This window comes from Streptomyces griseiscabiei (assembly GCF_020010925.1).
Lineage (GTDB): Bacteria > Actinomycetota > Actinomycetes > Streptomycetales > Streptomycetaceae > Streptomyces > Streptomyces griseiscabiei.
Genome location: NZ_JAGJBZ010000003.1, coordinates 339,221 through 364,746, shown reverse-complemented (window position 1 = coordinate 364,746; position 25,526 = coordinate 339,221). Strand labels below are relative to the sequence as shown.

24 protein-coding genes are annotated in these 25,526 nt (G+C 72.0%); 10 read left to right on the top strand and 14 right to left on the bottom strand.

Translation table 11 applies throughout. The features are described from left to right. Nucleotides 1–119 precede the first annotated feature (119 nt). From J8M51_RS35535 to J8M51_RS35525, 3 genes are all read left to right on the top strand, one after another. A complete protein-coding gene (locus tag J8M51_RS35535) occupies nt 120–845 on the top strand; it encodes a GntR family transcriptional regulator (RefSeq protein WP_086759493.1) in 726 nt (241 codons plus the stop codon). After that, complete coding sequence (locus J8M51_RS35530; RefSeq protein ID WP_086759491.1) at nt 842–3,301, top strand: dolichyl-phosphate beta-glucosyltransferase; 2,460 nt, start codon at nt 842–844, stop codon at nt 3,299–3,301. The genes J8M51_RS35535 and J8M51_RS35530 overlap by 4 nt, the downstream gene beginning before the upstream one ends. Before the next feature lie 101 nt (nt 3,302–3,402). Next, nucleotides 3,403–4,053: a hypothetical protein gene (locus J8M51_RS35525; protein ID WP_086759490.1), complete on the top strand. Its 651-nt coding sequence runs from the start codon at nt 3,403–3,405 to the stop codon at nt 4,051–4,053. A gap of 35 nt (nt 4,054–4,088) precedes the next feature. Here J8M51_RS35525 and J8M51_RS35520 read toward each other — a convergent pair whose 3' ends face one another. Together J8M51_RS35520 and J8M51_RS35515 are read right to left on the bottom strand one after the other, a co-directional pair. Next, nucleotides 4,089–4,382: a DUF3303 family protein gene (locus tag J8M51_RS35520; protein WP_086759488.1), complete on the bottom strand. Its 294-nt coding sequence runs from the start codon at nt 4,380–4,382 to the stop codon at nt 4,089–4,091. Nucleotides 4,383–4,500: 118 nt separating this feature from the next. Next, entirely contained in the window at nt 4,501–5,784 is a 1,284-nt protein-coding gene (locus J8M51_RS35515; protein ID WP_086759486.1) for an adenylosuccinate synthase, read from the bottom strand. A 197-nt stretch (nt 5,785–5,981) separates the two neighbouring features. Here J8M51_RS35515 and J8M51_RS35510 point away from each other — a divergent pair, with 197 nt between their 5' ends. Next, complete coding sequence (locus J8M51_RS35510; RefSeq protein ID WP_267299772.1) at nt 5,982–7,193, top strand: diacylglycerol kinase family protein; 1,212 nt, start codon at nt 5,982–5,984, stop codon at nt 7,191–7,193. A 560-nt stretch (nt 7,194–7,753) separates the two neighbouring features. Then, nucleotides 7,754–8,311, top strand: coding sequence for a hypothetical protein (locus J8M51_RS35505; RefSeq protein WP_216870057.1), 558 nt, complete (start codon nt 7,754–7,756; stop codon nt 8,309–8,311). A 92-nt stretch (nt 8,312–8,403) separates the two neighbouring features. Here J8M51_RS35505 and J8M51_RS35500 read toward each other — a convergent pair whose 3' ends face one another. Next, the gene (locus tag J8M51_RS35500) at nt 8,404–8,910 is read right to left on the bottom strand and encodes a GNAT family N-acetyltransferase (protein ID WP_086756604.1); all 507 of its coding nucleotides are present in this window, start codon (nt 8,908–8,910) and stop codon (nt 8,404–8,406) included. Nucleotides 8,911–9,026: 116 nt separating this feature from the next. Here J8M51_RS35500 and J8M51_RS35495 point away from each other — a divergent pair, with 116 nt between their 5' ends. Then, nucleotides 9,027–9,587, top strand: coding sequence for a YciI family protein (locus tag J8M51_RS35495; RefSeq protein WP_086756602.1), 561 nt, complete (start codon nt 9,027–9,029; stop codon nt 9,585–9,587). 82 nt (nt 9,588–9,669) lie between these two features. Beyond that, nucleotides 9,670–10,098, top strand: coding sequence for a DNA-binding protein (locus tag J8M51_RS35490; RefSeq protein WP_086756600.1), 429 nt, complete (start codon nt 9,670–9,672; stop codon nt 10,096–10,098). Between the two features lie 62 nt (nt 10,099–10,160). On the opposite strand, the gene J8M51_RS35485 is transcribed toward J8M51_RS35490, so the two are convergent. Continuing rightward, complete coding sequence (locus J8M51_RS35485; protein WP_086756598.1) at nt 10,161–10,724, bottom strand: GbsR/MarR family transcriptional regulator; 564 nt, start codon at nt 10,722–10,724, stop codon at nt 10,161–10,163. Between the two features lie 123 nt (nt 10,725–10,847). Here J8M51_RS35485 and J8M51_RS35480 point away from each other — a divergent pair, with 123 nt between their 5' ends. From J8M51_RS35480 to J8M51_RS35470, 3 genes are read left to right on the top strand one after another with little or no spacing between them, the layout of a single operon-like run. Beyond that, nucleotides 10,848–11,789 carry an ABC transporter ATP-binding protein gene (locus J8M51_RS35480; protein WP_086756596.1) on the top strand — a complete coding sequence of 314 codons (942 nt, stop codon included), beginning with the start codon at nt 10,848–10,850 and terminating at the stop codon, nt 11,787–11,789. Further along, the gene (locus tag J8M51_RS35475) at nt 11,786–13,405 is read left to right on the top strand and encodes an ABC transporter permease (RefSeq protein ID WP_086756593.1); all 1,620 of its coding nucleotides are present in this window, start codon (nt 11,786–11,788) and stop codon (nt 13,403–13,405) included. Before J8M51_RS35480 ends, J8M51_RS35475 begins: the two co-directional genes overlap by 4 nt. Nucleotides 13,406–13,464: 59 nt before the next feature. Then, on the top strand, nt 13,465–13,779 hold the full coding sequence (locus tag J8M51_RS35470) for a hypothetical protein (protein ID WP_267299771.1): 315 nt from the start codon (nt 13,465–13,467) through the stop codon (nt 13,777–13,779). On the opposite strand, the gene J8M51_RS35465 is transcribed toward J8M51_RS35470, so the two are convergent. The 10 genes from J8M51_RS35465 to J8M51_RS35420 all read right to left on the bottom strand — a co-directional run bounded on the left by J8M51_RS35465 (nt 13,762) and on the right by J8M51_RS35420 (nt 25,458). Further along, a complete protein-coding gene (locus tag J8M51_RS35465; RefSeq protein WP_086756592.1) occupies nt 13,762–14,979 on the bottom strand; it encodes a cytochrome P450 in 1,218 nt (405 codons plus the stop codon). The genes J8M51_RS35470 and J8M51_RS35465 overlap by 18 nt on opposite strands. A 97-nt stretch (nt 14,980–15,076) precedes the next feature. Then, nucleotides 15,077–15,742, bottom strand: a complete 666-nt coding sequence (locus J8M51_RS35460; RefSeq protein WP_086756590.1) for a response regulator — start codon at nt 15,740–15,742, stop codon at nt 15,077–15,079. Next, nucleotides 15,739–17,088 carry a sensor histidine kinase gene (locus J8M51_RS35455; RefSeq protein ID WP_179203142.1) on the bottom strand — a complete coding sequence of 450 codons (1,350 nt, stop codon included), beginning with the start codon at nt 17,086–17,088 and terminating at the stop codon, nt 15,739–15,741. Before J8M51_RS35455 ends, J8M51_RS35460 begins: the two co-directional genes overlap by 4 nt. Nucleotides 17,089–17,210: 122 nt before the next feature. Continuing rightward, the gene (locus J8M51_RS35450) at nt 17,211–17,885 is read right to left on the bottom strand and encodes a response regulator (RefSeq protein ID WP_086756588.1); all 675 of its coding nucleotides are present in this window, start codon (nt 17,883–17,885) and stop codon (nt 17,211–17,213) included. Continuing rightward, entirely contained in the window at nt 17,882–19,321 is a 1,440-nt protein-coding gene (locus J8M51_RS35445; protein ID WP_236067990.1) for a sensor histidine kinase, read from the bottom strand. The genes J8M51_RS35450 and J8M51_RS35445 overlap by 4 nt, the downstream gene beginning before the upstream one ends. A 10-nt stretch (nt 19,322–19,331) precedes the next feature. Continuing rightward, nucleotides 19,332–20,525 (bottom strand): acyltransferase family protein, encoded by a 1,194-nt coding sequence (locus J8M51_RS35440; protein WP_216591137.1) that lies wholly within the window; start codon nt 20,523–20,525, stop codon nt 19,332–19,334. A gap of 187 nt (nt 20,526–20,712) precedes the next feature. Then, the gene (locus J8M51_RS35435) at nt 20,713–21,747 is read right to left on the bottom strand and encodes an alpha/beta hydrolase family protein (protein ID WP_267299770.1); all 1,035 of its coding nucleotides are present in this window, start codon (nt 21,745–21,747) and stop codon (nt 20,713–20,715) included. A gap of 196 nt (nt 21,748–21,943) precedes the next feature. Then, entirely contained in the window at nt 21,944–22,846 is a 903-nt protein-coding gene (locus J8M51_RS35430) for an alpha/beta hydrolase (RefSeq protein ID WP_267299769.1), read from the bottom strand. Between the two features lie 448 nt (nt 22,847–23,294). Then, nucleotides 23,295–24,620 (bottom strand): kynureninase, encoded by a 1,326-nt coding sequence (locus J8M51_RS35425; RefSeq protein WP_267299768.1) that lies wholly within the window; start codon nt 24,618–24,620, stop codon nt 23,295–23,297. Continuing rightward, nucleotides 24,613–25,458 carry a tryptophan 2,3-dioxygenase family protein gene (locus J8M51_RS35420; RefSeq protein ID WP_216591826.1) on the bottom strand — a complete coding sequence of 282 codons (846 nt, stop codon included), beginning with the start codon at nt 25,456–25,458 and terminating at the stop codon, nt 24,613–24,615. The genes J8M51_RS35425 and J8M51_RS35420 overlap by 8 nt, the downstream gene beginning before the upstream one ends. Nucleotides 25,459–25,526 lie beyond the last annotated feature (68 nt).

The window sequence follows — 25,526 nt, the reverse complement described above, 5'->3', positions numbered from 1 at the left end:
CGGTAAGGGCGAAAACTCCTCCCCGAAACCCGAACGCGTAAGGTGACGTGCTCGTAAGAGAACTCAGAGAGCACACACAGGACGCGTACGCGTTACGCGGATGGGGGACCCAGACCACGATGCCCGGCACCGGCGGCGGCAATGGCGCCGTGACCCGCAGCACCCTGCGGCAGCAGCTCGCGGACGCGCTCCGTGACGAGGTGCTGGCCGGCAGACTCAAGCCGGGGCAGGAGTTCACGGTCAAGGAGATCGCCGAGCAGTACGGCGTCTCGGCGACACCCGTGCGCGAGGCCCTGGTGGACCTGTCGGCGCAGGGGCTGCTGGACGCCGTGCAGCACCGGGGTTTCGAGGTCCACGCGTACTCGGTGGCCGACTACCGGAACATGGTCGAGGCCCGCATCCTGGTCACCGACGGCATGTTCCGGCGGCTCGGGGACCGCAAGGTCGATCCGCGGACGGCCGCCGCGCTCGCCGGGGTGCGGCGGCGCGGCGAGGAGGCGCGGCGGGCCGCGACCGCCGGGGACCTGGACATCCTGATCGGCTACGACCTGCGGTTCTGGCGCGAGCTGAGCGCCCTGTTCGGCAACCCGTACCTCACCGACTTCCTGCACCGGCTGCGCGTCCAGGCCTGGGTGTGCGCGGTGCAGCACCTCCGCCAGGGCGACGACGGCGCGGCCGGGACGGTCGGCACGGCCGGCACGGACGATCTCAAGGGCCGGCTGTGGGCCGACCACACCGACCTCGTCGACGCGCTCACCCGCCGGGACGCCCAGAGCGCCCAGGAGATCATCGCCGGGTACGACGAGCAGTCCCTGACCCTGGTGGAACGGCTGGCGGACGGATGAGCACCACCTCGCAGCCGGGCGGCGGCGGACAGGTGAGCGTCGACCTCTCGGTCGTGGTCCCCGCCTACAACGAGGAGGCCCGCCTCGCCCCCAGCCTCGACGCGATCATCGCCCACCTCACGGCGACCGAGGCCGCCGCCCGCTGGGAGATCATCGTCGTCGACGACGGGTCGAGCGACGGCACCGCCGAGGTCGTGTCCGCCGTCACCGCGCGCGACGCCCGCGTCCAGCTGGTCTCCGGCGGGCCCCGCAACCGGGGCAAGGGCCACGCCCTGCGCCTCGGGGTGCTCGCCTCGCACGGCCGCCGGGTGCTGCTGACGGACGCCGATCTCTCCGCGCCCATCGACGAGCTGGAGCGCCTGGACAAGGCGCTCTCCGACGGGCACACGGCCGCGATCGGCTCCCGCGAGGCGCCCGGCGCGCACATCGAGCGCCATCAGCACCGGCTGCGCGAGACGCTGGGCCGGGCCGGGAACCTCCTCATACGCGGGGTCGCGGTGCCCGGCATCCGCGACACCCAGTGCGGTTTCAAGCTGTTCGACGGCGACCGCGCCCGCGAGGCGTTCGCCGCGTCCCGGCTCGACGGGTTCGGCATCGACGTGGAGATCCTGCGGTTCTTCCGCCGCAGCGGCTGGCCCGTCGCCGAGGTCCCCGTCCGCTGGTCCCACCAGCCCGGCTCGAAGATCCGGCCGCGGGACTACGCCCGCGTCCTCGGCGAACTCGCCGCCCTGCGGGCCCGTTCCGTGCGCCGCGCCGACGTCCTCGCGGTCCTCGGCTTCCTCCTGATGGCGGTGGCGCTCTACAGCGGCCGCTGGCTCGACCCGAACGGCCGCTACCTCCCGGACTCGCTCCAGGACCAGAACCAGTGGGAGTGGTTCTTCGCGGTCACGGCCGACAACCTCGTCCACCTCCGCAACCCGCTCTTCACCACCTTCCAGGGCTTCCCCGACGGCGTGAACCTGATGGCCAACACGGTCATGCTGGGCCTGTCCGTCCCCTTCGCGCCGGTCACCCTCCTGCTGGGCCCGGCCGTCACGCTCGCCCTGGTGATGACCCTGGGCCTCGCCGCCACCGGCGCCGCCTGGTACTGGCTGATGGTCAAACGGGTCGTACGGCACCGGGGCGCGGCCTTCGCCGGAGCGGCCCTCGCCGCGTTCGCGCCGCCGATGGTCAGCCACGCCAACGCGCACCCGAACTTCGTCGTCCTGTTCATGATCCCGCTGATCGTCGACCGGGCGCTGCGCCTGTGCACGGGCGCCCGCACCCGGCACGACGGGATCGTCCTCGGTCTGATGGCGGCCTACCAGATCTTCCTCGGCGAGGAACCCCTCCTCCTCGCCGCCATGGGCATGCTGCTCTTCGCCGCCGCGTACGGCGCCGCCCGCCCGGACGTGGCCCGCGAGGCGTGGCGCCCGCTCCTGAAGGGCCTCGGCGTCGCGGCCCTCGTCACGCTCCCGCTGGTCGCCTTCCCGCTCTCCTGGCAGTTCTTCGGCCCGCAGAGCTACGGCAACATCGCGCACGGCGACAACGCCGGCAACAGCCCGCTCGCCCTCCTCTCCTTCGCCGAACGCTCCCTCCTCGCGGGCGACCGCGAGCGCGCGGACGCCCTCTCCCTCAACATCACCGAGCAGAACGCCTTCTACGGCTGGCCCCTGGTCCTGCTGGCCGTCGGCATCGTCGTACGGCTGTGGGAGCGGGCCCTGGTGAAGGCGCTGGCCTGCACGGCGGTCGCGGCGGCCGTCCTCTCCCTCGGCAAGGAGTTCCGGCTGCCGCAGACGGACCTCGTGCTGCCCGGCCCGTGGGCGCTGCTCGCCGAGAGGCCGCTGTTCGAGTCGGTCATCGAGGGCCGGGTGGCGATGATCTGCGCCCCGGTCCTCGGCATGCTGCTGGCGATCGCCTGCGAACGGCTCGCGGCGGCCCCCGGCCTCGGCACCCGCTATCTCGGCTTCCTGGCCGTGAGCCTCGCCCTCCTCCCGATCGTCCCGGCCCCGCTGAGATCCGTGGAGCGCGCCGAGGTCCCGGCGTTCATCGCGGACGGCGCCTGGCGGTCGTACGTCGACACGGCGGCCGGCGAGACGCTGATGCCCGTGCCGCTGCCGGACCCGGGCAACGCGGAGGCGCTGCGCTGGCAGACCGCGGCGGACTTCGGGTTCCGGATGCCCGGCGGCTACTTCAACGGCCCGTTCGGCGAGGACCGCGTCGGCATCTACGGCGCCGTCCCCCGCCACACCTCCAATCTGCTGCGTGACGTCCGCTACACCGGCAAGGTCCCGGTGATCGGCGTGAACTGGCGGGCACAGGCCCGCAAGGACTTCGCGTACTGGCACGCGGGCGCCCTGGTCCTGCGCCCGCAGCCCTACGACGAGCAGCTGCGGGAGACCGTGGAGAAGCTGGTCGGGCGACCCGGTAGGTGGGTGGGCGGTGTGTGGGTATGGGACCTGCACGACGGGGACTGAAGCCGCGTTCAGCGACTACGCTTCCCTGACCACTGTGTGCCGTACGCGAACGTAGCCCTACCGTGCGTGTGCGTACGGCCGGACGACCGAGGAGTTCTCCTTTGGCCTGTGACCTCTGGCTGGTCCCGCTCGTCGACGTGCTGTGCCACACGCCCGACAACCCCTTCGCCGACGAACTCGCGCTCTACAACAAGCTGCTGGGTGAGGCCGGGCTGCCACCGGTTCCGGTGTACCAGTACATGCCGGGTCTGACCGGTGAGGTCGCCCCGGTCGCGGGCTTCGACTACGACGCGCTGCACTTCCTGCGCCGGGCCTATCTGCTGCAGGTGTGCGGCCTGGAGGTGGCCCCGGTGGACGCGCTGGGCGGGGACTACGAGCAGCTGCTGGAGATGTTCGAGGGCACGGCCCAGCAGTCGCATCTGGTCTGGCACTACGACCACGCGGGCGCCTATGTGCCGGTCGACTTCCCGCAGCCCCTCTCCAGCGACGAACTCCTCGCCGGGGGCGGCCCCCTGGGTTCCGCCCAGGGCCTGCTGCGGGAACTGGAGTTCGTGGCCCCGGCCATCGGCATCGACCCGGCGAACCCGCCCTCCCCTCCCGAAGCGCCGCTCACGCCCACGGAGTTGGAGGAACCGGCCGTCCCGGCGCCCTACGACCCGAGCCCCTTCGCCCGCGAGCGGCACGTCTGGCTGGGCCTGCACGCCGCGGCGACCCGCAGCCTGGCCCAGGGCTCGATGATCGTCTTCAGCTGAGGACCGACGGTCCCGAAGCCCCACGCTCCCGAGGCTCAGCGCCCCAGTGCCGCGAGGCCCTTCTGCATGTCCTCCGGGTTCATGACCGGGGTGTACGTGACGTCCGCGCCCAGTTCGAGGAAGAACGGCTCGGCGATCGCCGGCATCTGGGAGCTGTCCTGCATGTCGAAGACCATGTAGCAGGTGCGGTGCCCCTCGTCGGTGGTGAAGTAGGCCGCCTCCGGCTTGACCTGCTCCAGGGAGGCCTGCATCAGCTTCCCCAGCGTGCCGTTGCGGATGGCGTCGTTCGACTTCTCGGTGTCGAAACGTGCCTTGAAGAGAACGCGCATCGCACTCACTTCCTCCGGTCGCCCGATATGCGTAAGTCTGCGCACTTTCCAGAATAGGCCCGGCCGGGCACGCCTGCGCGTGCCCGGCCGGTGTCCGCCCAGAGCGAGCGGGGTGGGGCTAGATGAACGAGTTGATCTCGATCGTCTCGTCGCGGCCCGGGCCGACACCGATCGCGGAGATCGGGGCGCCGGACATCTCCTCCAGCGCCTTGACGTACGCCTGGGCGTTCTTCGGCAGGTCGGAGAAGGACTTCGCCGACGTGATGTCCTCGGACCAGCCCGGCAGGGTCTCGTAGATCGGCTTCGCGTGGTGGAAGTCGGACTGCGAGTACGGGAGTTCCTCGACGCGCTTGCCGTCGATCTCGTAGGCGACGCAGACGGGGATCTGCTCCCAGCCGGTGAGGACGTCGAGCTTGGTGAGGAAGAAGTCCGTCAGGCCGTTCACCCGGGTCGCGTAGCGGGCGATGACCGCGTCGAACCAGCCGCAGCGGCGGTCGCGGCCCGTGGTCACACCCCGCTCGTGACCGATGCGGCGCAGCGCCTCGCCGTCCTCGTCGAACAGCTCGGTCGGGAACGGGCCCGCGCCGACCCGGGTCGTGTAGGCCTTGAGGATGCCGATGACCCGGCTGATCTTCGTCGGTCCGACGCCCGTGCCCGTGCAGGCACCGCCCGCGGTGGGGTTGGAGGAGGTGACGAAGGGATAGGTGCCGTGGTCGATGTCGAGGAGCGTGCCCTGACCGCCCTCGAAGAGGACCACCTTGCCGTCGTCGAGGGCCTGGTTGAGGACCAGGACCGTGTCGGTGACGTAGGGCGCGAGCTTGTCCGCGTAGACGAGCAGCTCCTCGACGACCTGGTCCACGGCGATCGCGCGGCGGTTGTAGAGCTTGGTGAGGAGCTGGTTCTTGACGTCGAGGGCCGCCTCGACCTTCTGCGTCAGGATCGACTCGTCGTACAGGTCCTGGACGCGGATGCCGACCCGGTTGATCTTGTCGGCGTAGGTCGGACCGATGCCTCGGCCGGTCGTCCCGATCTTCCGCTTCCCGAGGAAGCGCTCGGTGACCTTGTCCACCGTCACGTTGTAGGGCGTGATGATGTGGGCGTTTCCGCTGAGCAGGAGCTTGGACGTGTCGACGCCGCGCTCGTTCAGACCGCTCAGCTCGGAGAGCAGGACCGACGGGTCGACGACGACACCGTTACCGATGACCGGAGTGCACTCCGGAGTGAGGATCCCGGAAGGGAGAAGGTGGAGGGCGTACTTCTGGTCACCCACGACTACCGTGTGGCCGGCGTTGTTGCCGCCCTGGTAGCGCACCACATAGTCGACGGACCCACCTAGCAGGTCCGTCGCCTTTCCCTTGCCTTCGTCACCCCACTGAGCACCGAGCAGCACAAGTGCGGGCACGCGCGTACACCCCTTCCGGGCGGGGCATGTCCAAGGTCGGGGGCGTACGCGATGGCTCATTACCGTCGCGTGCGCCGCGACCGCCGTTGGTCGCACCTGTCGGACCCGGATGCCCCGGAATAGACGAAGCCCCTGGCGCAATAGCGCAAGGGGCTCTTGCACAAAGATGCTACCCGAGGAAGCGAGGCAGGACCGAGGTGGCGACTGACGACCAGCTCCTCGTGGTCATCGACCCCCTCGCCCGTCGCACGGACGGCGAGGCCGTACGGATCGCGAAAGACGTGCTCAGCGCGGGTGCGGCGAGTACGAAGGTGTGCCTTCCGGAGGGCCCCGAGGAATTCGCGCGGGCGCTCGTCCGACGCGGTTCACGGCGCCCGGTGGTGGTCGGCGACGACCGCGCGCTGCTGCGGACGGTGGCTCTTCTGCATCGGCGGCGGGAGCTGGGGGCGTGCGCCCTCTCCCTGATCCCCGTGGGCTCCGCCCTGGGCCTCGCCCACTCCCTCGGCGTGCCCACGGGCGCGGTCGCGGCGGCCCGCGCCGCCCTCGACGGCGTCGAGCGCCGGCTCGATCTGCTCGTCGACGACAGCGACGGGGTGGTGCTGGGCACCCTCCGCATCCCGGTCCTGCCGGGCACACCCCTCTCACCGGACCACGTGGACGGCCTCGGCGGCACGGACGGCACGGGGCCGGGGACGGAGGCGGGCCAGGGGACGGCCGACGGCACGGGCCCGGCGTTCGGACTGGGCCTCGGGCTGGGACTGGGGCTGGGCAGAGGGAAGAGCCCGGCGGCAGGACCGGGGGCGAACCCCGGGACGGGAGCAGGCACGGGGAGAGGTGCGGGGAGGGGCCCGGGGACGGAGACGGGAGCAGGAACGGGTGATGGCTCCGGCACGGGAAACGGCTCCGGCGCGGGCGGTGGCCCGGGGGCGGGCCACGGGGCCGGGGCCGGGGCGGGAGCCGGGGACGCGGCCGAGGAGCACGGCTCGTCGTCCGGCCAGCACTCCTGGCTGCGCGCCTGGCCGCAGTCCCTCGCCCGTACGCTGTCGACGCGCCCGGTGCGGCCCGCCCGGATGTCCCGTCCGCTGCGGCCCTCGCGCATACGGGTCTCCGCGGGCGGCGGTGCCGGGCCGGCGCGGCTGCGGGTGGAGGTGGACGGGGTGATGCTCGTCGACCTCGACCAGCCCGTGGAGGCCGTGTCGATCACCCCCGGCGTCGACGGCGGCGCCGACGTGGAGATCCGGCCGGTGTCCCTCGGCGCCGAGGCGTCCCCGCTGCACGCGACCGGCCACCGGGTGACGGTCTCCGGCGCGGACTTCCGCTACCGGGCGGACTCCCTGGTGGCCGGACCCGTACGGACACGGACGTGGACGGTACGGGAGGGGGCGTGGGGGCTGACGCTGCCGGGGTGAGGGCGGCGCGGAGGGCGCGGAGGGCGCGGAGGGCGCGGAGGGCGCGGAGGGCGCGGAGGGCGCGGAGGGCGCGGAGGGCGCGGAGGGCGCGGAGGGCGCGGAGGGCGCGGAGGGCCGATCACGATAGGCGCGAAGGAGCACGGAAAAGCGCGCGACACGCCGCTGCCGCGCATTTCTCGGCGCGGAATTCACGCGGGGGGCCGCATCGCGTATTCATCTCGCCCTGAGGCTTCTTGAGACGCCGTCAGCTGCGCGCGGCAAGGAGCGACCTGACGAGCACTCAGGAGGAAGGGTGCTCACAGCACGTCCAAGAGAGTGACGACGCGTCAGCGCGCTCCGAACAGACACTCCCGTCAGATCAAAGTGCCAGCTCATTGCCATATTTTGATGAGACGTCAGGCGCGCCGACCGTCACCCTCCGGGGCGACATTTCACACGGCCGTTCAGCCCTATTTTCACACTTCTCCGAGCCCGCTCGAAATGACAGCCGAATTGGCCGTCATTACGTTCGTTCTCGTCGGCAGGTCCTGTCGACGAGAACGAAGAGAAGGGGAAGTGCATTGCGCACTCGTAAAGTCACAGTGATCGCCGCCTCCGTCGGCGTGGCAGTCGCGGCCGCCACCGGTGTCACCTACGCCAGCTCCGCCCTGGAGTCCGCTCCCCGGTCGACCTCGATGGTCCAGGACGCCGCCCCCGCCCCGGCTCCGCGCGGCGGCAACGGCACCGGCACCGAGGCCGGCTCGAACGCCGCGTCCGACTCCGGAGGGAAGGAGAACTGGAGCGGCAAGCGGGGCGAGGGCCGCGGCGAGCGGGGTGACAACCGCGAAGAGGGCCGGATCTACATCAACGAGCGGTCGTACTCGGCCGACCCGGGGTCCTGCATCGTCGTGGTCAACGTGAACAGCCAGATCGTCCCCGGGGTGAACACCAACAGCTTCAACATCCGGAACGAAAGCGACCGGACCGTCGAGTTCTACAACGGGGTCACCTGTGACAACGGCGCTCCCGTCGCCACGGTCGGCCCGCGCAGCTCCAGCCACTCGGTCGCCGCGCAGCAGCCGCTTCAGCCCCTGGCGGTCGTGGGCAGCTTCCGCGTGATCAACAACGGACACCACTGATCCTGACATCTGAACAACGGAGCCCGAAAGGCTTCGTCGCACCACTGGAAACCCCGGCTCGCCGTAATCGAGCCGGGGTTCCGGCATGCATGTTAGTCAGTGCGAGATGCCTGGACGGCCGGGGCCCGGGCCGCGAGTGCGCCGAGCGGCTCGCCACTGAGGCGGCACACTCTCCATTCGTCGAGGAATTCGACGTCCAGCGACTTGTAGAAGTCGATCGTCGGCTCGTTCCAGGCCAGCACCCACCATTCGAAGCGTTCGTAGCCATTGCGCTCACAGAGCGCGGCGAGGGTCGCGAGCAGGGCCTTGCCATGCCCTCCACCCCGTGCGTCCGGACGTACGTAGAGGTCCTCCAGGTGCATGCCGCGCGTGCCGGTCCAGGTCGAGAAGAGCGGGAACCACAGGGCGTAGCCCACCGGTTCGCCCGTGTCGTCGTCCTGCGCGATCAGCGCGTACGCCGCCGGGTGCTCGCCGAACAGCGCCTCGCGGAGCTGCTCCTCGGTGGCCCGGGCCTGGTCGACGGCCTTCTCGTAGGCGGCCAGTTCACGGATCATCACGATGATCTCCGCGACGTCGTGCACGGTGGCGGTACGAATCATGCGGGGATCATCCGTCACCTCGTCGAACCGCGTCCACTGGCCGATTCCGTACGCCCGTACATCCCCACGCCCGTAAGTCCGTTGAGACCGCGGGAAGGACCGGAGAGGCTTCGGGCATGGAGTTCTTCTGCTTTCACCGTGACCGCGCCGGCACCCTCGACCTCCGTGAGGGGCTGGTGGAGGCGCACTGGTCGTACATGGACGGGTACGAGAAGGAGCTGATCGCCCGCGGCCCGACCTTCGCGGCGGACGGGGAGACGCCCACCGGGAGCGTGCACATCGTCGACCTGCCGGACCCCGCCACGGCCCGCGCGTTCGCCTTCGACGAGCCCAACCACCAGGCCGGTGTGTTCCGGGACGTGCTGCTGCGCCGCTGGCGGAACCTGCTGGGCCGCACGATGTGGGAGTTCCCGGGCGGACGCACCGGCGGCGGCCGCCGCTACCTGGTGCTCGGCCTCGGACCGGACCCCGACATCAGCTCCGGGGTCGCCGTACCGGCCGCGTGGCGGGACGAGTTGATCGCGTACGGGCCGCTGCTGTCCGACGACGGCACGGCCTGGCTGGGCACGGCGGCACTGGTCCGCGCCTCGGACGGGGACGCGGCGAGCGCCGTACTGGCGGGGGAACGGTACGCCGAGATCGAGGTACGGGAGTGGGAGTTCGGCGGACGACGATGACCCGGACGCCACGACAGGACGCGAGGCAGGCAAGGAGCAATAACTCGTTGACAACAGAATGTTTGCATTTCACGCTGGACGCATGACGTCACCCACCGATCCGTTCACGCCCCCGAGCGCGGACGAGGCGCGCGCCCAGCGGGTCCCCACGTCCCTGTTCCGTATCGCCGAGCGGCACGCGGGCACGGCCGAGCGGCGGAACCGCCAGGTGCACCCGTACGTCCTCGGTCCGCATGAGGCGATCCGGCTGGTCTCGTACCTGCTCAGCGGCGCCGCGCTCCTCGGCGACGGCGAGGAGGAGGTCGATCGCGCCGACATCACCGCCGCCCTGACCCTGATCCCCCTCGCGCGGGGCGAGATGGACGAACTGGAGGTCGGCCTCCTCGACATGGCCCGGGGCCGTGGCATGACCTGGCCGGAGATCGCCTTCGGCCTCGGCCTCCAGACCCCTCAGGCGGCACGCCAGCGCCACGAACGCCTGACGAGCCGTACGGAGAAGACCGACCGATAGCCCCGCCAACAGCCCCGAAGCCCGCCGCCGGACTTCGACCGGCCATGCACTCCGGCCGGGTGTCAGCCCCGGCCGAACAACTCCTCGCGGCGTACGCGCCAGCGGCCCATCATCTCCTCGACCTCGGTCTCGACGAACTCGAAGAAGGCTAGGGTCTCGGCGAGCCGACGGCCCGCCGGGCTGTCGGCGCCCAGGCTGACGACGCCCTCGCCCAGCGCCTCCTCCCAGCGCTTCATGATGGCCTCGCGGTTGGTGAGGGCCTCGTACCACTGGTCGCTGTGGACGCGGTAGCGCTCGCGGCGCGAACCCGGCTCGCGCTCGCGTGACACCAGGTGCACCTGGGCGAGGTAGCGGACCCCGCCGGAGACGGCGGCCGGGCTGATCTTCAGCTGTTCGCCCAGTTCGGCGGAGGTCAGCGCGCCGGTGTCGGAGGCGAGGAGCGCGGCGAAGATCCGGGCCGCCATGCGCGGCATCCCGGCCTCGACGAGCTGCGCCGCGAAGTGCTCGACGAAACGGGAGACCGACTCGGGATCACGCCCCCCGGTCGCCACCTCAGCCTCGGCCTCCACCTCGGCCTCCACCTCGGTCGCCGACCCGGCCTCCGCCCTGGCCTTCGAATCCGCCATCCCTGGATCAACTCCCTCGGTATCCCCTCGATACCCCCTGGTCAGACACCATGGCCAGCCTACCGTTGATTCATACGCTTCCTTAACTTCACAAATTTCTGAAGTAAGCGTACGTTCTGAAACATGACGAAGGCCATCACCGTCGCCGGACTGCACAAGTCCTTCGGACGGACCCCTGCGCTGGACGGCCTCGACCTCACCGTCGAGACCGGCGAGGTCCACGGCTTCCTCGGCCCCAACGGCGCCGGAAAGTCCACCACCATCCGCGTCCTGCTCGGCCTGCTGCGCGCCGACTCCGGTGCCGCGCAGGTCCTGGGCCGCGACCCGTGGACGGACGCGGTGGAGGTGCACCGCCGGATCGCGTACGTCCCCGGCGACGTGACCCTGTGGCGGAACCTCTCCGGCGGCGAGGTCATCGACCTGTACGGCCGGCTGCGGGGCGGCCTGGACACCGGGCGCCGCGCGGAACTCGTCGAACGCTTCGAACTGGACCCCGCCAAGAAGGGCCGCACCTACTCCAAGGGCAACCGCCAGAAGGTCGCCCTCGTCGCCGCCTTCGCCTCCGACGTCGACCTCCTCATCCTCGACGAGCCGACCTCGGGCCTGGACCCGCTGATGGAGGAGGTCTTCCAGCGCTGTGTACGGGAGGAGCGCGACCGGGGCCGTACGGTCCTGCTCTCGTCCCACATCCTCAGCGAGGTCGAGGAGTTGTGCGACCGGGTGAGCATCATCCGCAACGGCGTCACCGTCGAGAGCGGCTCCCTCGCCGACCTGCGCCATCTGACCCGCACCACGGTCACGGCGGAACTCGCCGGTCCGCCGAACGGGCTGGCCCGCCTCCCCGGCGTCCACGGCCTCGACGTCCGGGGCCACCGGGTGCACCTCCAGGTCGACACCGACAAGCTCGACGCCGTCCTCCGCTCCCTGACCGACACCGGCGTACGGTCCCTGACGTCCACTCCCCCGACCCTGGAGGAACTGTTCCTGCGGCACTACCAGGTGGGAGACCATGCGGGAGGCCAGCCGGGCGACCAGGCGGGACTGACAGAGGTGAGCGCGCGATGACCGCCACCGCGACCGCGGCCGACCCGCTCGCCGTACGGTCCGGCGGGACCCGCGAACTGGCCGGTACGGGGACCCTGTTGAGGTTCGCCCTGCGCCGCGACCGGGTGATGGTGCCGGTCTGGGTGCTGGTGACGGCCCTGATGGTCCTCTCCATGCCGAACAGCCTGGAGAGCCTGTACGGCACCGCCGCCGAACGCGCCGACCTCATGCGCCAGATGACCACCAACTCCTCGCTGCGCGCCCTGGTCGGCCCCGTCTTCGACGACTCCCTCGGCGCCCTGACCGCCTGGCGCGTCGGCGTCTACGCCGGTCTCCTCGCCGCCGTCATGAGCCTCCTCGTCGTCATCCGCCACACCCGCGACGAGGAGGAGAGCGGGCGCCAGGAACTGATCGCCTCCGGCATGGTCGGGCGCCGGGCTCCCCTGACCGCCGCCCTGCTCACGGCCGCCGTCGCCAACGGCGGACTGGCGCTCCTCGTCACCCTCGGTCTGGCCGGGCACGGCACGGCGGGCGCGCTCGCCTTCGGGCTGGGGATCGCGGGCGTCGGGATGGTGTTCGCGACGATGGCTGCGGTCGTGGCCCAACTGACGGAGAGCGCGCGGCTGGCACGAGGGCTCACGGCGGGGGTGCTGGGCGCGGCGTTCGTACTGCGGGCGGCGGGCGACGCCTCCGAGAACGAAGGTTCGTCTTTCTGGACGTGGGTGTCGCCGCTGGGGTGGCTCGAAAACGAGCGTTCGTTCGCGGACGAGCGGTGGTGGGTGCTGCTGCTGTTCGTGGCCGCGGCGGCGCTCCAGGGCGCGGTGGCGTACTCCCTCGCCGGCCGCCGTGACGTCGGCATGAGCTTCCTGCCGACCCGGCCGGGCCCGGCGGCCGGACGACTGGGTACGGCCGGCGCGCTGGCCTGGCGGCTGCAACGCGGCAACGTCCTCGGCTGGAGCATCGGCTTCTTCCTCACCGGCCTCGTCTACGGCGGGCTGACCGAGGGCACGGCCGACTTCGTCGGCGACAACAAGGGCGCCCGCGAGATCTTCGAGCGCATGGGCGGCCGGTCCGGCCTCACCGACGCCTTTCTCGCCTCGATGATCGGCATGCTCGGCCTGATCGCCGCGCTCTACGTCGTCGGCGCCGTGCTGCGTCTGCACGGCGAGGAGACCTCCGGGCGCGCCGAACCGCTCCTCGCGGGCGCGGTGGGCCGGCTCCGCTGGGTCGCCGGGCATCTGGCCGTCGCCTTCGGCGGAACCGTGTGGATCATGCTCCTCGCCGGCGTCGGCTTCGCCCTCGGCTACGGCAAGGAGGCCGGCCCGATCCTGGGCGCCTGTCTGGTCCAGGTCGCCGGGGTCTGGGTCGTCGGCGGCGCGGCCGTCCTGTGCTACGGGCTCGCCCCCCGAGCCGCTCCGGCCGCCTGGGGTCTGGCCGGAGCCGTCCTCCTCGTCGGCTGGATCGGCCCCGTGCTCGACGCCCCCCAGCTGATCCTCGACCTCTCCCCCTTCGGCCACCTCCCGAAGCTGCCGGGCGCCGGGATGCGGTGGACTCCGGTCCTGGCCCTGACCGGGATCGCGGCGGTGCTGGTGGCGGGCGGTCTGGCCGGGCTGCGTCGCCGGGATCTGACCAGCTGAGGGCAGGGCCCCTCCGGAGGACCAAGAACCACCGCCGAACACGACGCGTCCCTCCGGTCATGGACCGAACAGGACCGGAGGACCGCGGGCCGGAGCGGCAGAGTGTGTGGGGGTGCGGGGGGTGTGTGCTGTCGGTGGTGGGGGCGTTGGCCGCGACGCTCGTCTGGAGCACCTCGGACCGCACCCGCCGCCATCTCCGGGGCGGCTTCGAGGGCGAGGACATGGACTACACCGTCCTCGCCACCGAGCTTCCGTTCGTGGTCCTCGTCGGGGCCGCCCTCCCGGCCGCCGTCTGCCTGGCGATCGCGCTGGTAACGACCCGGCGAAGGGGGCCGGGGGCAAGCCGTGGGGGTTCCTCAGGTCCGGACGGATAGGCCGTCCAGGCCCCGGATCACGAAGTTCGGCTTGCGGGTCGGTTCCGAGGCGAGCGCGAGGGTCGGCGCCTTCTCCAGGAGAGCCGTCATCGAGGCCGCCAGTTCGATACGGGCCAGGGGTGCGCCGATGCAGTAGTGGATGCCCGCGCTGAACGAGATGTGCGGGTTCTCCCTGCGGGTGAGGTCCAGCTTCCCTGGGGCGGCGAACACCGCCGGGTCGTGGTTGGCCGAGCCGAACAGCATCGCGATCTCCGCGCCCCGGGGCACCGTCGTCCCGTCGATCTCGATGTCGTCCAGCACCCACCGCTCGAACAGCTGCAGCGGGGTGTCGTACCGCATCAGCTCCTCCACCGCCGCCGGCACCAGAGTGTGGTCCGCCCGCAGGGCCGCCAGCTGCTCCGGGTTGCGGAACAGCGCCCACCAGCCGTTCACCGTGGCGTTCACCGTCGCCTCGTGCCCCGCGTTCAGCAGCAGCACACAGGTCGAGATCATCTCCTGCTCGGTGAGCCGGTCCCCCTCGTCGTAGGCGGCGATCAGGCCCGAGATCAGGTCCTCGCCGGGCTCGGCCCGCCGGTGCGCGATCAGCTCCCGGAGATACTCCGAGAACTCCACCGACGCCCGCACCGCCCGCTTCGCCGTCTCCTGCGAGGGGCTCAGCTCGTACATCCCGCAGATGTCCGCCGACCAGGGCCGCAGCTGCGCCCGGTCCGACTCGGGGATCCCGAGCATCTCGGCGATCACCGCCACCGGCAGCGGCTCCGCGACATCCGTCAGCAGGTCGCCCCCGCCGGCCTCCACCAGCCCGGCCACCAGCTCACCGGCCAGCTCCTCCACATACGGCTTCAGCCGCTCCACCGTGCGCGGCGTGAACGCCTTCGACACCAGCCGCCTGATCCGCGTGTGGTCCGGCGGCTCCAGGTCCAGCATCCCGTGGTCGTTCAGCGTGTGGAACGGCTCGTGCTCCGCCGGCGGCGCCGTCCGCCCGAAGTCCTCGTGCGTGAACCGGTGCTGATACGTCCGCCCGAGCCGCCGGTCCCGCAGCAGCGCCGAGACGTCCGCGTGGTGCGGGACGAGCCACTGGTTCGTGGGCTCGAAGTACCGCACCCGGCCCTTGGCCCGCAGCTCCTCGTACGCCGGGTACGGGTCGGCCACGAAGTCGGGGTCCCACGGGTCGAAAGCGAGGTCGAGAGCAGCTGCCATGGAGCGACGCTAGCCCGGTTCCCCCGTTCTGACCAGGGGTGTCCTGCCGGTGCGGGCCATCCTGCCGCCCGGGACCGGCTCCGCCCGCCGCGACCGGTCAGCCCGGGGTGACCAGTCTCGCCTCGTACGCGAACACCGCCGCCTGCGTACGGTCGCGCAGGCCCAGCTTCACCAGGACACGGCTCACATGGGTCTTGATCGTGGACTCGGCGACCACCAGACGCTCGGCTATCTCCGAGTTGGACAGGCCCTGCGCGATGAGGACCAGGACCTCGGTCTCGCGGTCGGTGAGCTCGCCGTACGCCAGCTGGGAGGCCGCCGAGGGGCGGGGGGCCTGGGCCAGCTTGGAGAACTCCGTGATCAGACGCTTGGTGACGGACGGCGCGAGCAGTGCCTCACCGGCGGCCACCACCCGGACCCCGTCGGCCAGCTGCCGGGCGGAGGCGTCCTTGAGGAGGAAGCCGGAGGCCCCCGCGCGCAGCGCCTGGTACACGTACTCGTCGAGGTCGAACGTGGTCAGCACCAGCACTCTCGCCCCGCCGTCCGACGCCACGATCTCCCGGGTGGCCTCGATGCCGTTCAGCTCGGGCATCCGGATGTCCATCAGGACGACGTCCGGTGACAGCTCCCGGACCCGGTCGACCGCGTCCCGGCCGTTCACCGCCTCGCCGACCACCTCGATGTCCGGCATCGCACCGAGCAGGACGGAGAAGCCCTCGCGGACCATCATCTGGTCGTCGGCGATCAGTACGCGGATCGTCATGCGTCGGCCTCGCTCGCACTGGACACCGGCAGGAACACCGTCACCTCGTAGCCCCCGTCCTCCGTCTCGCCCGTCGTCATCTCGCCGTTCAGCATCGCGACCCGCTCGCTCATTCCGGTGAGGCCGTGGCCCGTGCCGTGGGTGGACTTCACCAGGGTCACCTCCGGCGACGGGCCGTTGACTATGCGCAGCCCCAGTCCGCCCAGGACGTAGCCGATCTCCACACGGGCGGTCGCGCCGGGCGCGTGCCGCAGGGTGTTGCTCAGGGCCTCCTGCACGATGCGGTACGCCGACAGCTCCACGCCCTGCGGGAGTTCACGGACCGCTCCGGTGACCACCTTGTCGACCGGGAGGCCGGCCTCGCGCACATTGGCGAGCAGGCCGTCGAGGTCGGCGAGGGTGGGCTGCGGGGCGTCCGGGGCCTCGTAGTCCTCGGCGCGGACCACGCCGAGGACGCGGCGCAGCTCGGTGAGCGCGGCGACCGCGTTCTCCCGGATCGTGGCGAAGGCCTGCTCCAGCTCCGGCGGCGGGTTCTCCACGCGGTAGGGCGCGGCCTCGGCCTGGATGGCGACCACCGACATGTGGTGGGCCACCACGTCGTGCAGCTCGCGGGCGATGGTGGTGCGCTCTTCCAGGAGGGTGCGCTTGGAGCGCTCGTGCTCGGTCACCGTCTGCTGCGCGGTCACCTCGCGCTGGGCGGTGCGGCGTATGGTCAGCGCGGAGGCGGCCAGCAGGGACATCGCTGAGACGACCAGCAGCGCGCCCGTGTTGGACCCGTAGTGCCCGGCGCCGAGGACGCCCTCGATGACGATTCCGTAGGCCGCGGTCAGTCCCCACATCCAGGCGGCTATGCGCGGCCGGGTGCGCAGTGCCACGACCGTCATCACCACGAGCTGGGCCGCGAAGCTGCCGGGCGCCCACGGCCAGTCGCTCCACATGCTGGCGAACGCGGCGGTGACCGGTGTCGCCGCCATGGACACCCAGAACGCGCCCACGGGCCGGACCAGTGTCAGCAGGACCGGGCCGAGCGCGAGGACCGCGACCAGCAGCACACCGAGGTCCCCGGCGCTGTGGCTGGAGGAGGACGCGATGATCGCCGTGAGCAGGCCGGCCGCCACCACCGTCGCGTGCGGGGTCCAGGCCCCGTACTCGCGGAGGCGGCCGGAGAGACGGCGGGTGAACAGGCCGTCCATCTTCAGGGGCGGCAGTGGTCGGTAGGCGAACGCGTCGTGGAACAGGTCCTGTCGCAGCCTGCGCCACGCGTCCATCGCCACCTGGAACTCCGGGCTGCTTGTCCTGCCCCCGCCGCGCGAGGGCATCGTCTGCGTCTGGGTCGTCTCGGTCACAGGTAAAACGGTAGGCGGAGGGCGGGGTCGGCGTCGTCACCAGTGAGGAGGGTCTGTCCGGGTCCGTCTCAGGTACTACGGGTACGGCGGGTACGGGTAAGGGGTACGCGGGTGGCTGTTCCTCAGTAGCCCGTGGGGCGGACGAGGCCCGACTCGTAGGCGAAGACGGCCGCCTGGGTGCGGTCGCGCAGGCCCAGTTTGACCAGGATGCGGCCCACGTGGGTCTTCACGGTCTGTTCGGCGACGACGAGGCGCTGGGCGATCTCGGCATTGGACAGGCCCTGCGCGATCAGGCCGAGCACCTCCGTCTCCCGCTCGGTCAGATCGCCGACGCGGTCCTTGAGCGGGGCGCGGGGCGCGGTGCCGAGGCGGGAGAACTCGGCGATGAGACGGCGGGTGATCCCGGGTGCGAGCAGGGCGTCGCCCGCCGCGACGACCCGTACCGCCTCGGCCAGCTGGTCGGCGGAGGCGTCCTTGAGGAGGAAGCCGGACGCGCCCGCGCGCAGCGCCTCGTACACGTACTCGTCGAGGTCGAAGGTGGTGAGCACGAGGACTCTGATGTGCGGGTGCTCGGTGGTGATGCGCCGGGTGGCCTCGATCCCGCCCAGCTCGGGCATGCGGATGTCCATCAGCACGACGTCCGGGGCGAGCTCGGTGACCTTGTCGATCGCGTCGAGGCCGTGCACCGCCTGGCCGACGACGTCGATGTCGGGCTGGGTGTTGAGCAGCACCGAGAAGCCCTGCCGGACCATCTGCTGGTCGTCGGCGATCACTACACGGATGGCGCTGCGGGTCATGGAGTCGTCTCTCCTGTCGTGTCCGGTGCGCGTTCCAGGGGTTCGCCACCGGGGTCGCCGTTGCGGGGAAGGAAGGCCACGACGGCGAAGCCGCCGTGGGAGGTCTCGGTCGCCATGAGCGTGCCACCGAGCATGGCGACCCGCTCACGCATGCCGAGCAGCCCATGGCCGGCGCCGGGCGACGGCGGGGCCCGGTGCGCGGGACGGGAGTTGATCACCCGCACCTGCAGGCCGCGCGGGAAGTGGGTCAGCTCCACCCGAACGGTCGACCCGGGTGCGTGCCGCAGCGCGTTGCTGAGGGCCTCCTGCACTATCCGGTACGCCGACAGCTCCACGCCCGGCGGCAGCGGTCTCACCTCCCCGTCGATCTCGGTGACGACCGTCAGGCCGGCCGCGCGGGTGTTGTCGATGAGCGCGTCGAGCCGGTCCAGGGTGGGCTGCGGGGCGTGCCGGGCGGTGCCCTCGGCGGTCGTGCCGGGCGGGTCGTCGGGGCCGGTGTCCGACGGGTTCTCGGAGCGCAGGACGCCGAGGACACGGCGGAGTTCGGTGAGGGCCTCCAGCGCGTTCTGCCGGATGCCGTGGAGGTTCTCCCGTAGCTCCTCGGAGGGGTTCTCCACGAGGTGCGGGGCGACCTGGGCCTGGATCGAGATCACCGACATGTGGTGGGCGACCACGTCGTGCAGCTCGCGCGCGATACGGCTGCGCTCCTCCAGGAGGGTGCGGCGGGCGCGCTCCTCGGCGGTGATGCTCGTCTGCTCGACGAGCTGGGAGCGGGCCTCGCGACGGCCGCGCATGGCACTGCCGAGCAGTGCGGCACCGACGAACAGGGCCAGCGCCAGCGGGCTCGTCGACGCGTACGCGTGGGAGCCGGCGAGGCTCTGGAGGGCGAAGGTGCCCAGTGTGGTCAGCACCAGCACCTCGATCACCACGCGGTTGGGCAGGCGCAGCGCGAGGAGGAAGAGGATGAGCGCGTGCGCGACCAGCCCCATCGGGCTCCATGGCCACGGCACGTCGTGGTCGACCGCGCCCTGGGGAAGCGGACCGGTGAGTCCCGTGCCGGCGTCGGGGGCGTCGGGCCGCTCGAAGCGTGAGCCGGGGTCGGTCTGTTCGGCGAAGAGCCTGGCCCGGACACCGAGGGCGACCACAGTCGTGACGACCATGGAGGACCACCACGCGGGAACCGGCCACCAGAGCGCGAGCACCACGGCCACCGCCTGCGCCAGCGAGCACAACAGCGTGTATTCGCCGCCCAGTTGGTAGCGGTCGTCCATCTGGTCGATGTTGCCGAGCATCGTGATGAACGCGAACACGGCGACCATGCCGTGCGGAAGCCGGCGCAGCCGGGCGGAGGGGGGCAACGGGTGCGGCTTGGCGCTCCACAGGTCCTCGCGCAGCAGCCGTAGCCCTCCGGTCAGCCGCTCCTCCACCGCCCTCATCCCCCACACCCTAGGCATGGCGCACCGCTCGGGACGGTGGGTTCTGCGGTTGGGGGGTGGTGGGAGATGAGGTGGAGCGGGGTCGGGTCGTGCGGGACGTCCCGCGCGGGCGGCGGTTCTCGTAGCCGTGGAACGCGGACCGGCAGAGGAGGAGGACGAGGGTGAACACCGGCAGCCAGGCCAGGCGGGCCGCCACCCACGTCAGGTCGTCGGGCAGGGTGTGCAGGCCGGGGAGGCGTCCCGCCGCCAGGCCTGTCGCGGTCGTCGCCATCATCGCCGTCTGGTGCCAGAGGAACACGGTCATCGCGGAGAGGTTGACCATCGCCACCGCCGCCCAGGCCGCCGGGCGGCGGCGCAGCGTACGGCGGAGGGGGTCGCGCAGGAGGAGGGCCAGGCCGCACTGGGCCAGGCCGAAGGTGACGGCGGCCAGGGTGGGTGGGTTCAGGTTGGAGACCGGGGCACCGGGGACGCCGACCATCGACGCCGGGTAGCCCGCCCAGAGGATCAGGCCCGCCGTCGCCGCCGTGCCGGACAGCAGCAGGGTCCAGCCGGCGCGCGGGCGTTCCAGTTCACCTCGGGTCCAGGCCGCGCCCAGGGTGTACGGGACCAGCCAGCCCGCCGCCAGGTTGAGCCAGCCGACGGCCTGGGGGCCGCCCAGACCGAAGCGGACGAGGTCGACGTGGAGGACCACGGCCAGGGGCCAGAGCGGGTTGAGGCGGGTCAGGAGAGGGGTGGCCGCCGTCAGTGCCGCGAAGACCAGGAGGAACCACAGCGGGGACAGCGCCAGCTTCAGGAGGGTGTGGACCGTCTCCATACGGGTGCCGGTGGCCAGGAGGGTGAGTGTGATCGCCGTCCAGAGGGTCAGGAGAGCGGCGACCGGGAGGAACAAGCGGGTCAGGCGGGTGCGGAGCCAGTGGGTGTACGGGGTGCCCCGGGTCTGGGCGGAGGTGTAGCTCCTCGTGGCCACGTGGCCGCCCACCAGGAAGAAGACGGCGAGGGTCTGGAACAGCCAGGAGATGGGGGCCAGGTGCGGCAGGTACTGGAGGGGGCTGGTGGTGTGGAGGGCGGTGCCGTCGGCGACCAGGGCGGTGACCAGCCAGTGGCCCAGGATTATGCCGAGTATGGCGAGGGCGCGGAGGGCGTCCACGGCGCGGTCTCGGTGGGGTGGGGTGGCGGTGTCGATGCGGTGGACGGCTCGGTGGATGGGGGTGAGGGCGGGGCGGCGGCGGGGTGGGAGTGACGTCGGTAGTGGGGTGGGTGCGAGTGGCCCCTGTGGGGGTTGAGCGCCATCGGCGCCTGCGGCTTCGGTTCCGTTGTTCGTCGCGGTTTCGCGTGGGTTGGCCCCTGTCGGGCGTCGGTGGGCTGTAGCCGTTGGCGTCGGTGCGTGGTGGTTACGCATGGGCGGGCTCCGGGAGGGTGCCTCGGGCTATGTGGGCGAGGCTTTCCAGGGAGGTGGAGTCGGGGGTGAAGTAGTCGCTGTGGCCGGCGGGGCCCGACGGGAAGACGTGGGCGCCGAAGGAGGGGGAGGTGGGGTCGGGGCCGAAGCCGATGGTGGTGCCGAAGAGGTCGGCGCGGGTGTGGGGGACCATGGCGATCCAGTCGTCCGTGCCTCGGGTCGCCCAGACGCGGGCCGAGGTGTGCAGGGCCGCCGCGCTGTCCACGCCCGTGCCGGGGCTGCCGATCAGGGCCAGGTCGTCGATGTCGTCGAGACCGGTGGCCGCCCGGGCGCAGACGACCGAGCCGTAGGAGTGGCAGAGCAGGGCGACGCCGGTCGAGTCGCCCACCAGGCCCCGTAGTTCGCGGACGAACGCGCGCAGGTGGGGCGATGCCCGGTCGGCTCGGGCGGGGGTGAGGACCGTCGTGCTGATCGTGCCCGGCGTCTCGTAGCCGAGCCAGGCGATCACCGCTGTGTCCGGGCCCGTGCGGTCGTGCAGGGCGGCGGCGGCCTCGTGGAAACGGTCGTACGTGTCCAGGCTGGTGTCCGAGCCCGGGACCAGGATCGCTATGTGGTCGGCCGTCAGCAGGTCGCCCAGGACCTCCACGGCCCGGCCGGGGCCCCGGCCGTCGAACGTCAGAAGCTGTCGGGCGGGTGAGGCCAGCCAGCGGTCCGTCGCGGCCCGGCTCCGGTCGCCGTGGGCGTCGGCCCTACGGGACGCCTCTTCGGCGTTCGCGCGGTTGGCCTCGTACGTCGACCGGAGCGTCGTCGGGGTCGGTGGGGCGAGCGGCGCCGGGGGCGGGGCGGGGATATGGGGGCGGGCCGCGGCGGAGACCGGGACGATCACGGCCGTGGCCACGAGGAGGGCGAGGAACGTCCGGCGTAGACGCGCCGGCCAGGAGGTGCGGGCTGCGAGCGCCCGTGGTGGTGCCGAACCGCTCGGTTCCGTGGGTGGTCGGAGCTCCGCCTCCGGCCATGTCGCGACCCTCATGTCACCCGCCCCTTCCCCCTCCGCGCCGCCCGTCCGCCGGGCCGCTCCGAGAAGGAAGTTATGGATCGGAAGGCATCGTCGGCGTCCCGCCAGGGAGCTCACCTCGGAGGTAGCTCCCAGGTACTACGGGTATCGGCGGGGGTGGCTCAGGGGCATGGCTCAGGGGCGTAACTCAGGGGCGTGGCTCAGGCTCTGTTCACCAGGCCAGTTGTGCGATCTCCTCCACCACGACCGCGCACGCGTCCGCCGCCGGGTCGATCAGGGGGAAGTGCCCGACGTCCTCCAGCAGGGTCAGGCCCACGACCTCGCCCGCCTTGGCCGCGGCGTCGGCGTACGCCTCGGCGACGGTCTGGGGCACGACGATGTCCGAGCGGCCCTGTACGAGGGTGGTGGCGATGCCGGTCGGGAGCAGGAGCGCGGGGTCGGCGTAGGGGCGGCGGTCCGCGAACTTGGCCTGCCCGCCGAGGAGTTGGACGGCCGCGCCGCCGCAGACGTCCAGCTTCTCCGCCACGGCGAGGTCGGCGATGGGGGCGAGGGCGACGACGCCGCGGAGAGGGGTGGGGCGGGGGGTGCGCCACGGGGAGTCGGACGGGAGCACATGGCGGGCGGCGGCCCACAGGGCGAGGTGGCCGCCGGCGGAGTGGCCGGTGAGGACGGTGCGGCGGGGGTCCGCCTGGGGCAGGGCCCGGCGTACGAGGTCCGGCAGGGCGTCCAGGGCGGCGGCGATGTCGTCGAACGTCTCCGGCCAGCGGCCCGCGACCGGGGCGGGGGTGCCGGTGGGGCCGGACTGGGCGGGGAGGGAACTCCCCCGCCGGTACTCGATGTTGGCCACCGCGAAGCCGTGGCGGGCGAGGAAGTCGGCGAAGGGGGTGATGTGGTGACGGTCGTGGGGGGTGCGCCAGGCGCCGCCGTGCAGGACCGCGACGACAGGGGCCGTGCCCGTGCCCTCAGCCGGGTCTGGGGTGCGCGGGGCGTAGAAGTCGATCACCTGGTCGGGGTGGTCGCCGTAGGCGGCCGTGGAGTCGGGGGTGACCGGTGGGTGGGAGAAGGCGGATGCCTCTTCGGCGGCATCGCGGAGTGCGGCGTCGTCGTCGGGCATGCGCCAACCTCTCGGGGAAACGGATTTGGAAGGGTTTGGGTGGGCGGGCGCCTGGGAAAGGGGCGCCTGCCGTTGGCGGGGACGGTATCAGGCCCGTGACGTGCGCTGACACGGGGATGTGACGCCGGGTCAGGGGCTGGGGTGCAGGGGTCAGGGAGCGGGGCTCGGCGGCCAACGCCCGCCGGGCGGAGGGCGGTTGCGCTCACCGGCGCTCGCCGGGTGCCGCCGCGCCCACCCGCGCAGCCCCGGCGGCACGACTGCCCGCAGTCAGAACGGGCCGGGGAGGCGCGACGATTGCCCGCAGTCAGGACGGGCCCGGGGGCGTGGCGGCCGCCCCCGCCGAGGCAAACCGAACCACCACCACCGCCCCCGGCCCCGGCCCCGGCCCCAGCCCCAGCCCCGGCCCCAGCCCCAGCCCCAGCCCCAGCCCCAGCGGACCGGACAACCGCTAGCCCGTCGGGTTCAACGTCTCCCCCAGTACTCGCGCCGCTCGTTCCACGTCGGCGAAGCCGACGTAAAGAGGGGTGAAGCCGAAGCGGAGGACGTCGGGGTGGCGGAAGTCGCCGACGATGCCCTGGTGGACGAGGCGTTTCATGACCTCGCCGGCGTCGTCGCAGCGGAGAGCGACCTGGCTGCCGCGTTCCGCGTGGGCGGTCGGGGTCAGGGACTCGACCCGGCCCTCGGGGACGTACGCCGCGACACAGCGCAGGAAGAAGTCCGTCAGGGCGAGGGACTTGGCGCGGACCGACTCGATCGTCACCGCGGGCCGGGAGGCGGCCCCGTCGGCGGAGTCGCCGTCCCGTCCCCCGTACCAGACGTCGAGCGCCGCCTCCAGCGCCAGCATCGACAGGATGTCCGGGGTGCCGACCCGGCCGCGCACCGCGCCCGGTGCGGGAGCGTACGCCGGCCGCATGGCGAAGGGCTCGGCGTGGGAGGTCCAGCCCGGGAGGGGTGAGTCGAAGCGGGGCTGGAGGTCGCGGCGTACGTAGAGGTACGCCGGGGAGCCGGGGCCGCCGTTGAGGTACTTGTAGGTGCAGCCGACCGCCAGGTCCACCCCGTGTTCGTCGAGGCCGACCGGGAGGGCGCCCGCGCTGTGGCAGAGGTCCCAGACGGCGTACGCCCCGGCCTCGTGGATCGCCGCGGTCAGGCCGGGCAGGTCGTGGAGGCGGCCCGTGCGGTAGTCGACGTGGTTGAGGAGGACGGCGGCCGTACGGTCGCTCAGGGCGGCCGGGACCTCGGACGGGGTCACGGGGCGGATCGTGCGGCCGGTCATACGGGCCGCGGACTCCGCGATGTAACCGTCCGTGGGGAACGTCGTCGCGTCGACCAGGATCTCGTCGCGACGGCCGGCACCCCGGCCTTCCGTCTTCCCTGCCTTCCCCGCCTGCTCCGCCTCCCCCTCCTCCTCCGCCTGCTCCGCCATACGGACCGCCGCCACGACCGCCTTGAAGACGTTGACGCTCGTGGAGTCGCCGACCACGATCTGGCCGGGGGCCGCGCCCACCAGCGGGGCGATACGGTCGCCGATCCGCTCGGGCGCGCTCCACCAGCCGCTCTCGTCCCAGGAACGGATGCGCAGTTCGCCCCACTCGCGGTACACGACGTCCGTGAGGCGGCCGGGGACCGACACCGGCAGGGCGCCGAGGGAGTTGCCGTCGAGGTACACGGCGTCGTCGAGAACGAAACGCGTACGCAGACCGGACAGTTCGTCGACCGCGTCCAGCTCTCTCGCGAGGGAGGCCAGCGCGGTACTCATCACGGTGGGCTCAGACATGGGAGCGCGCCGTCCACAGCTCGGGGAAGACGTTCTTGCGGGCGCGCTTCTCCAGCCAGGCCACGCCGGCGGAGCCGCCCGTGCCGGCCTTGGCGCCCATCGCGCGCCGGGTGGCGACGAGGTGGTCGTTGCGCCAGCGCCAGACGAGCTCGGCGACATCGGTCAACGCCTCGCCGAGGCGGGCGAGTTCGTGGTCCGGGTCGCCGGAGTACAGCTCGGTCCACACCTCCTCGACCTCCGGGGAGGGCTCGTAGCGCTGGGAGACGTCACGGCGTACGACGGACTCGGGGATCGCGTGGCCGCGGCGGGCCAGGAGCCGCAGGACCTCGTCGTAGAGGCTCGGCTCGTGCAGCGCCTTCTCCAGCTCGGCGTGGACGCGCGGGGCGCCCCGGTGCGGGACGAGCATGGAGGCGGACTTCTCGCCGAGCAGGAACTCCATCCGGCGGTACATCGCCGACTGGAAGCCGGAGCCCTCGCCGAGGGCGGCGCGGTAGGAGTTGAACTGCGCGGGCGTGAGCTGGGCGAGCGGGCGCCAGGAGGCGTTGAGGGCCTCCAGCTCGCGGACGGAACGCTTCAGCGCGTCCTTCGCCGTCGCGACGTCGTCGTTGCGCACGGCCGCGGTCGCGGTCTCCCACTCGTGGACGATGACGGTGAACCACAACTCCATGACCTGGGTCGTCACCAGGAAGACCATCTCGCCGGGGTCGTCGGAGAGGGGGTGCTGGAGGTGGGTGAGGACGTCCGCCTGGACGTAGTCCTCGTACGGGGTCGTGCCCTGGAAGTCGAGATGCGGGGTCTCGGGCTCCGAAGCCTCGTGGGGCTGAGCCGGAAGGGACATCGCTGTCTCCTGTTTGTACTCCGGGTAGCGGTCCGCCCCTGCCGAATTCCGACACGGGGGCCCCGGTC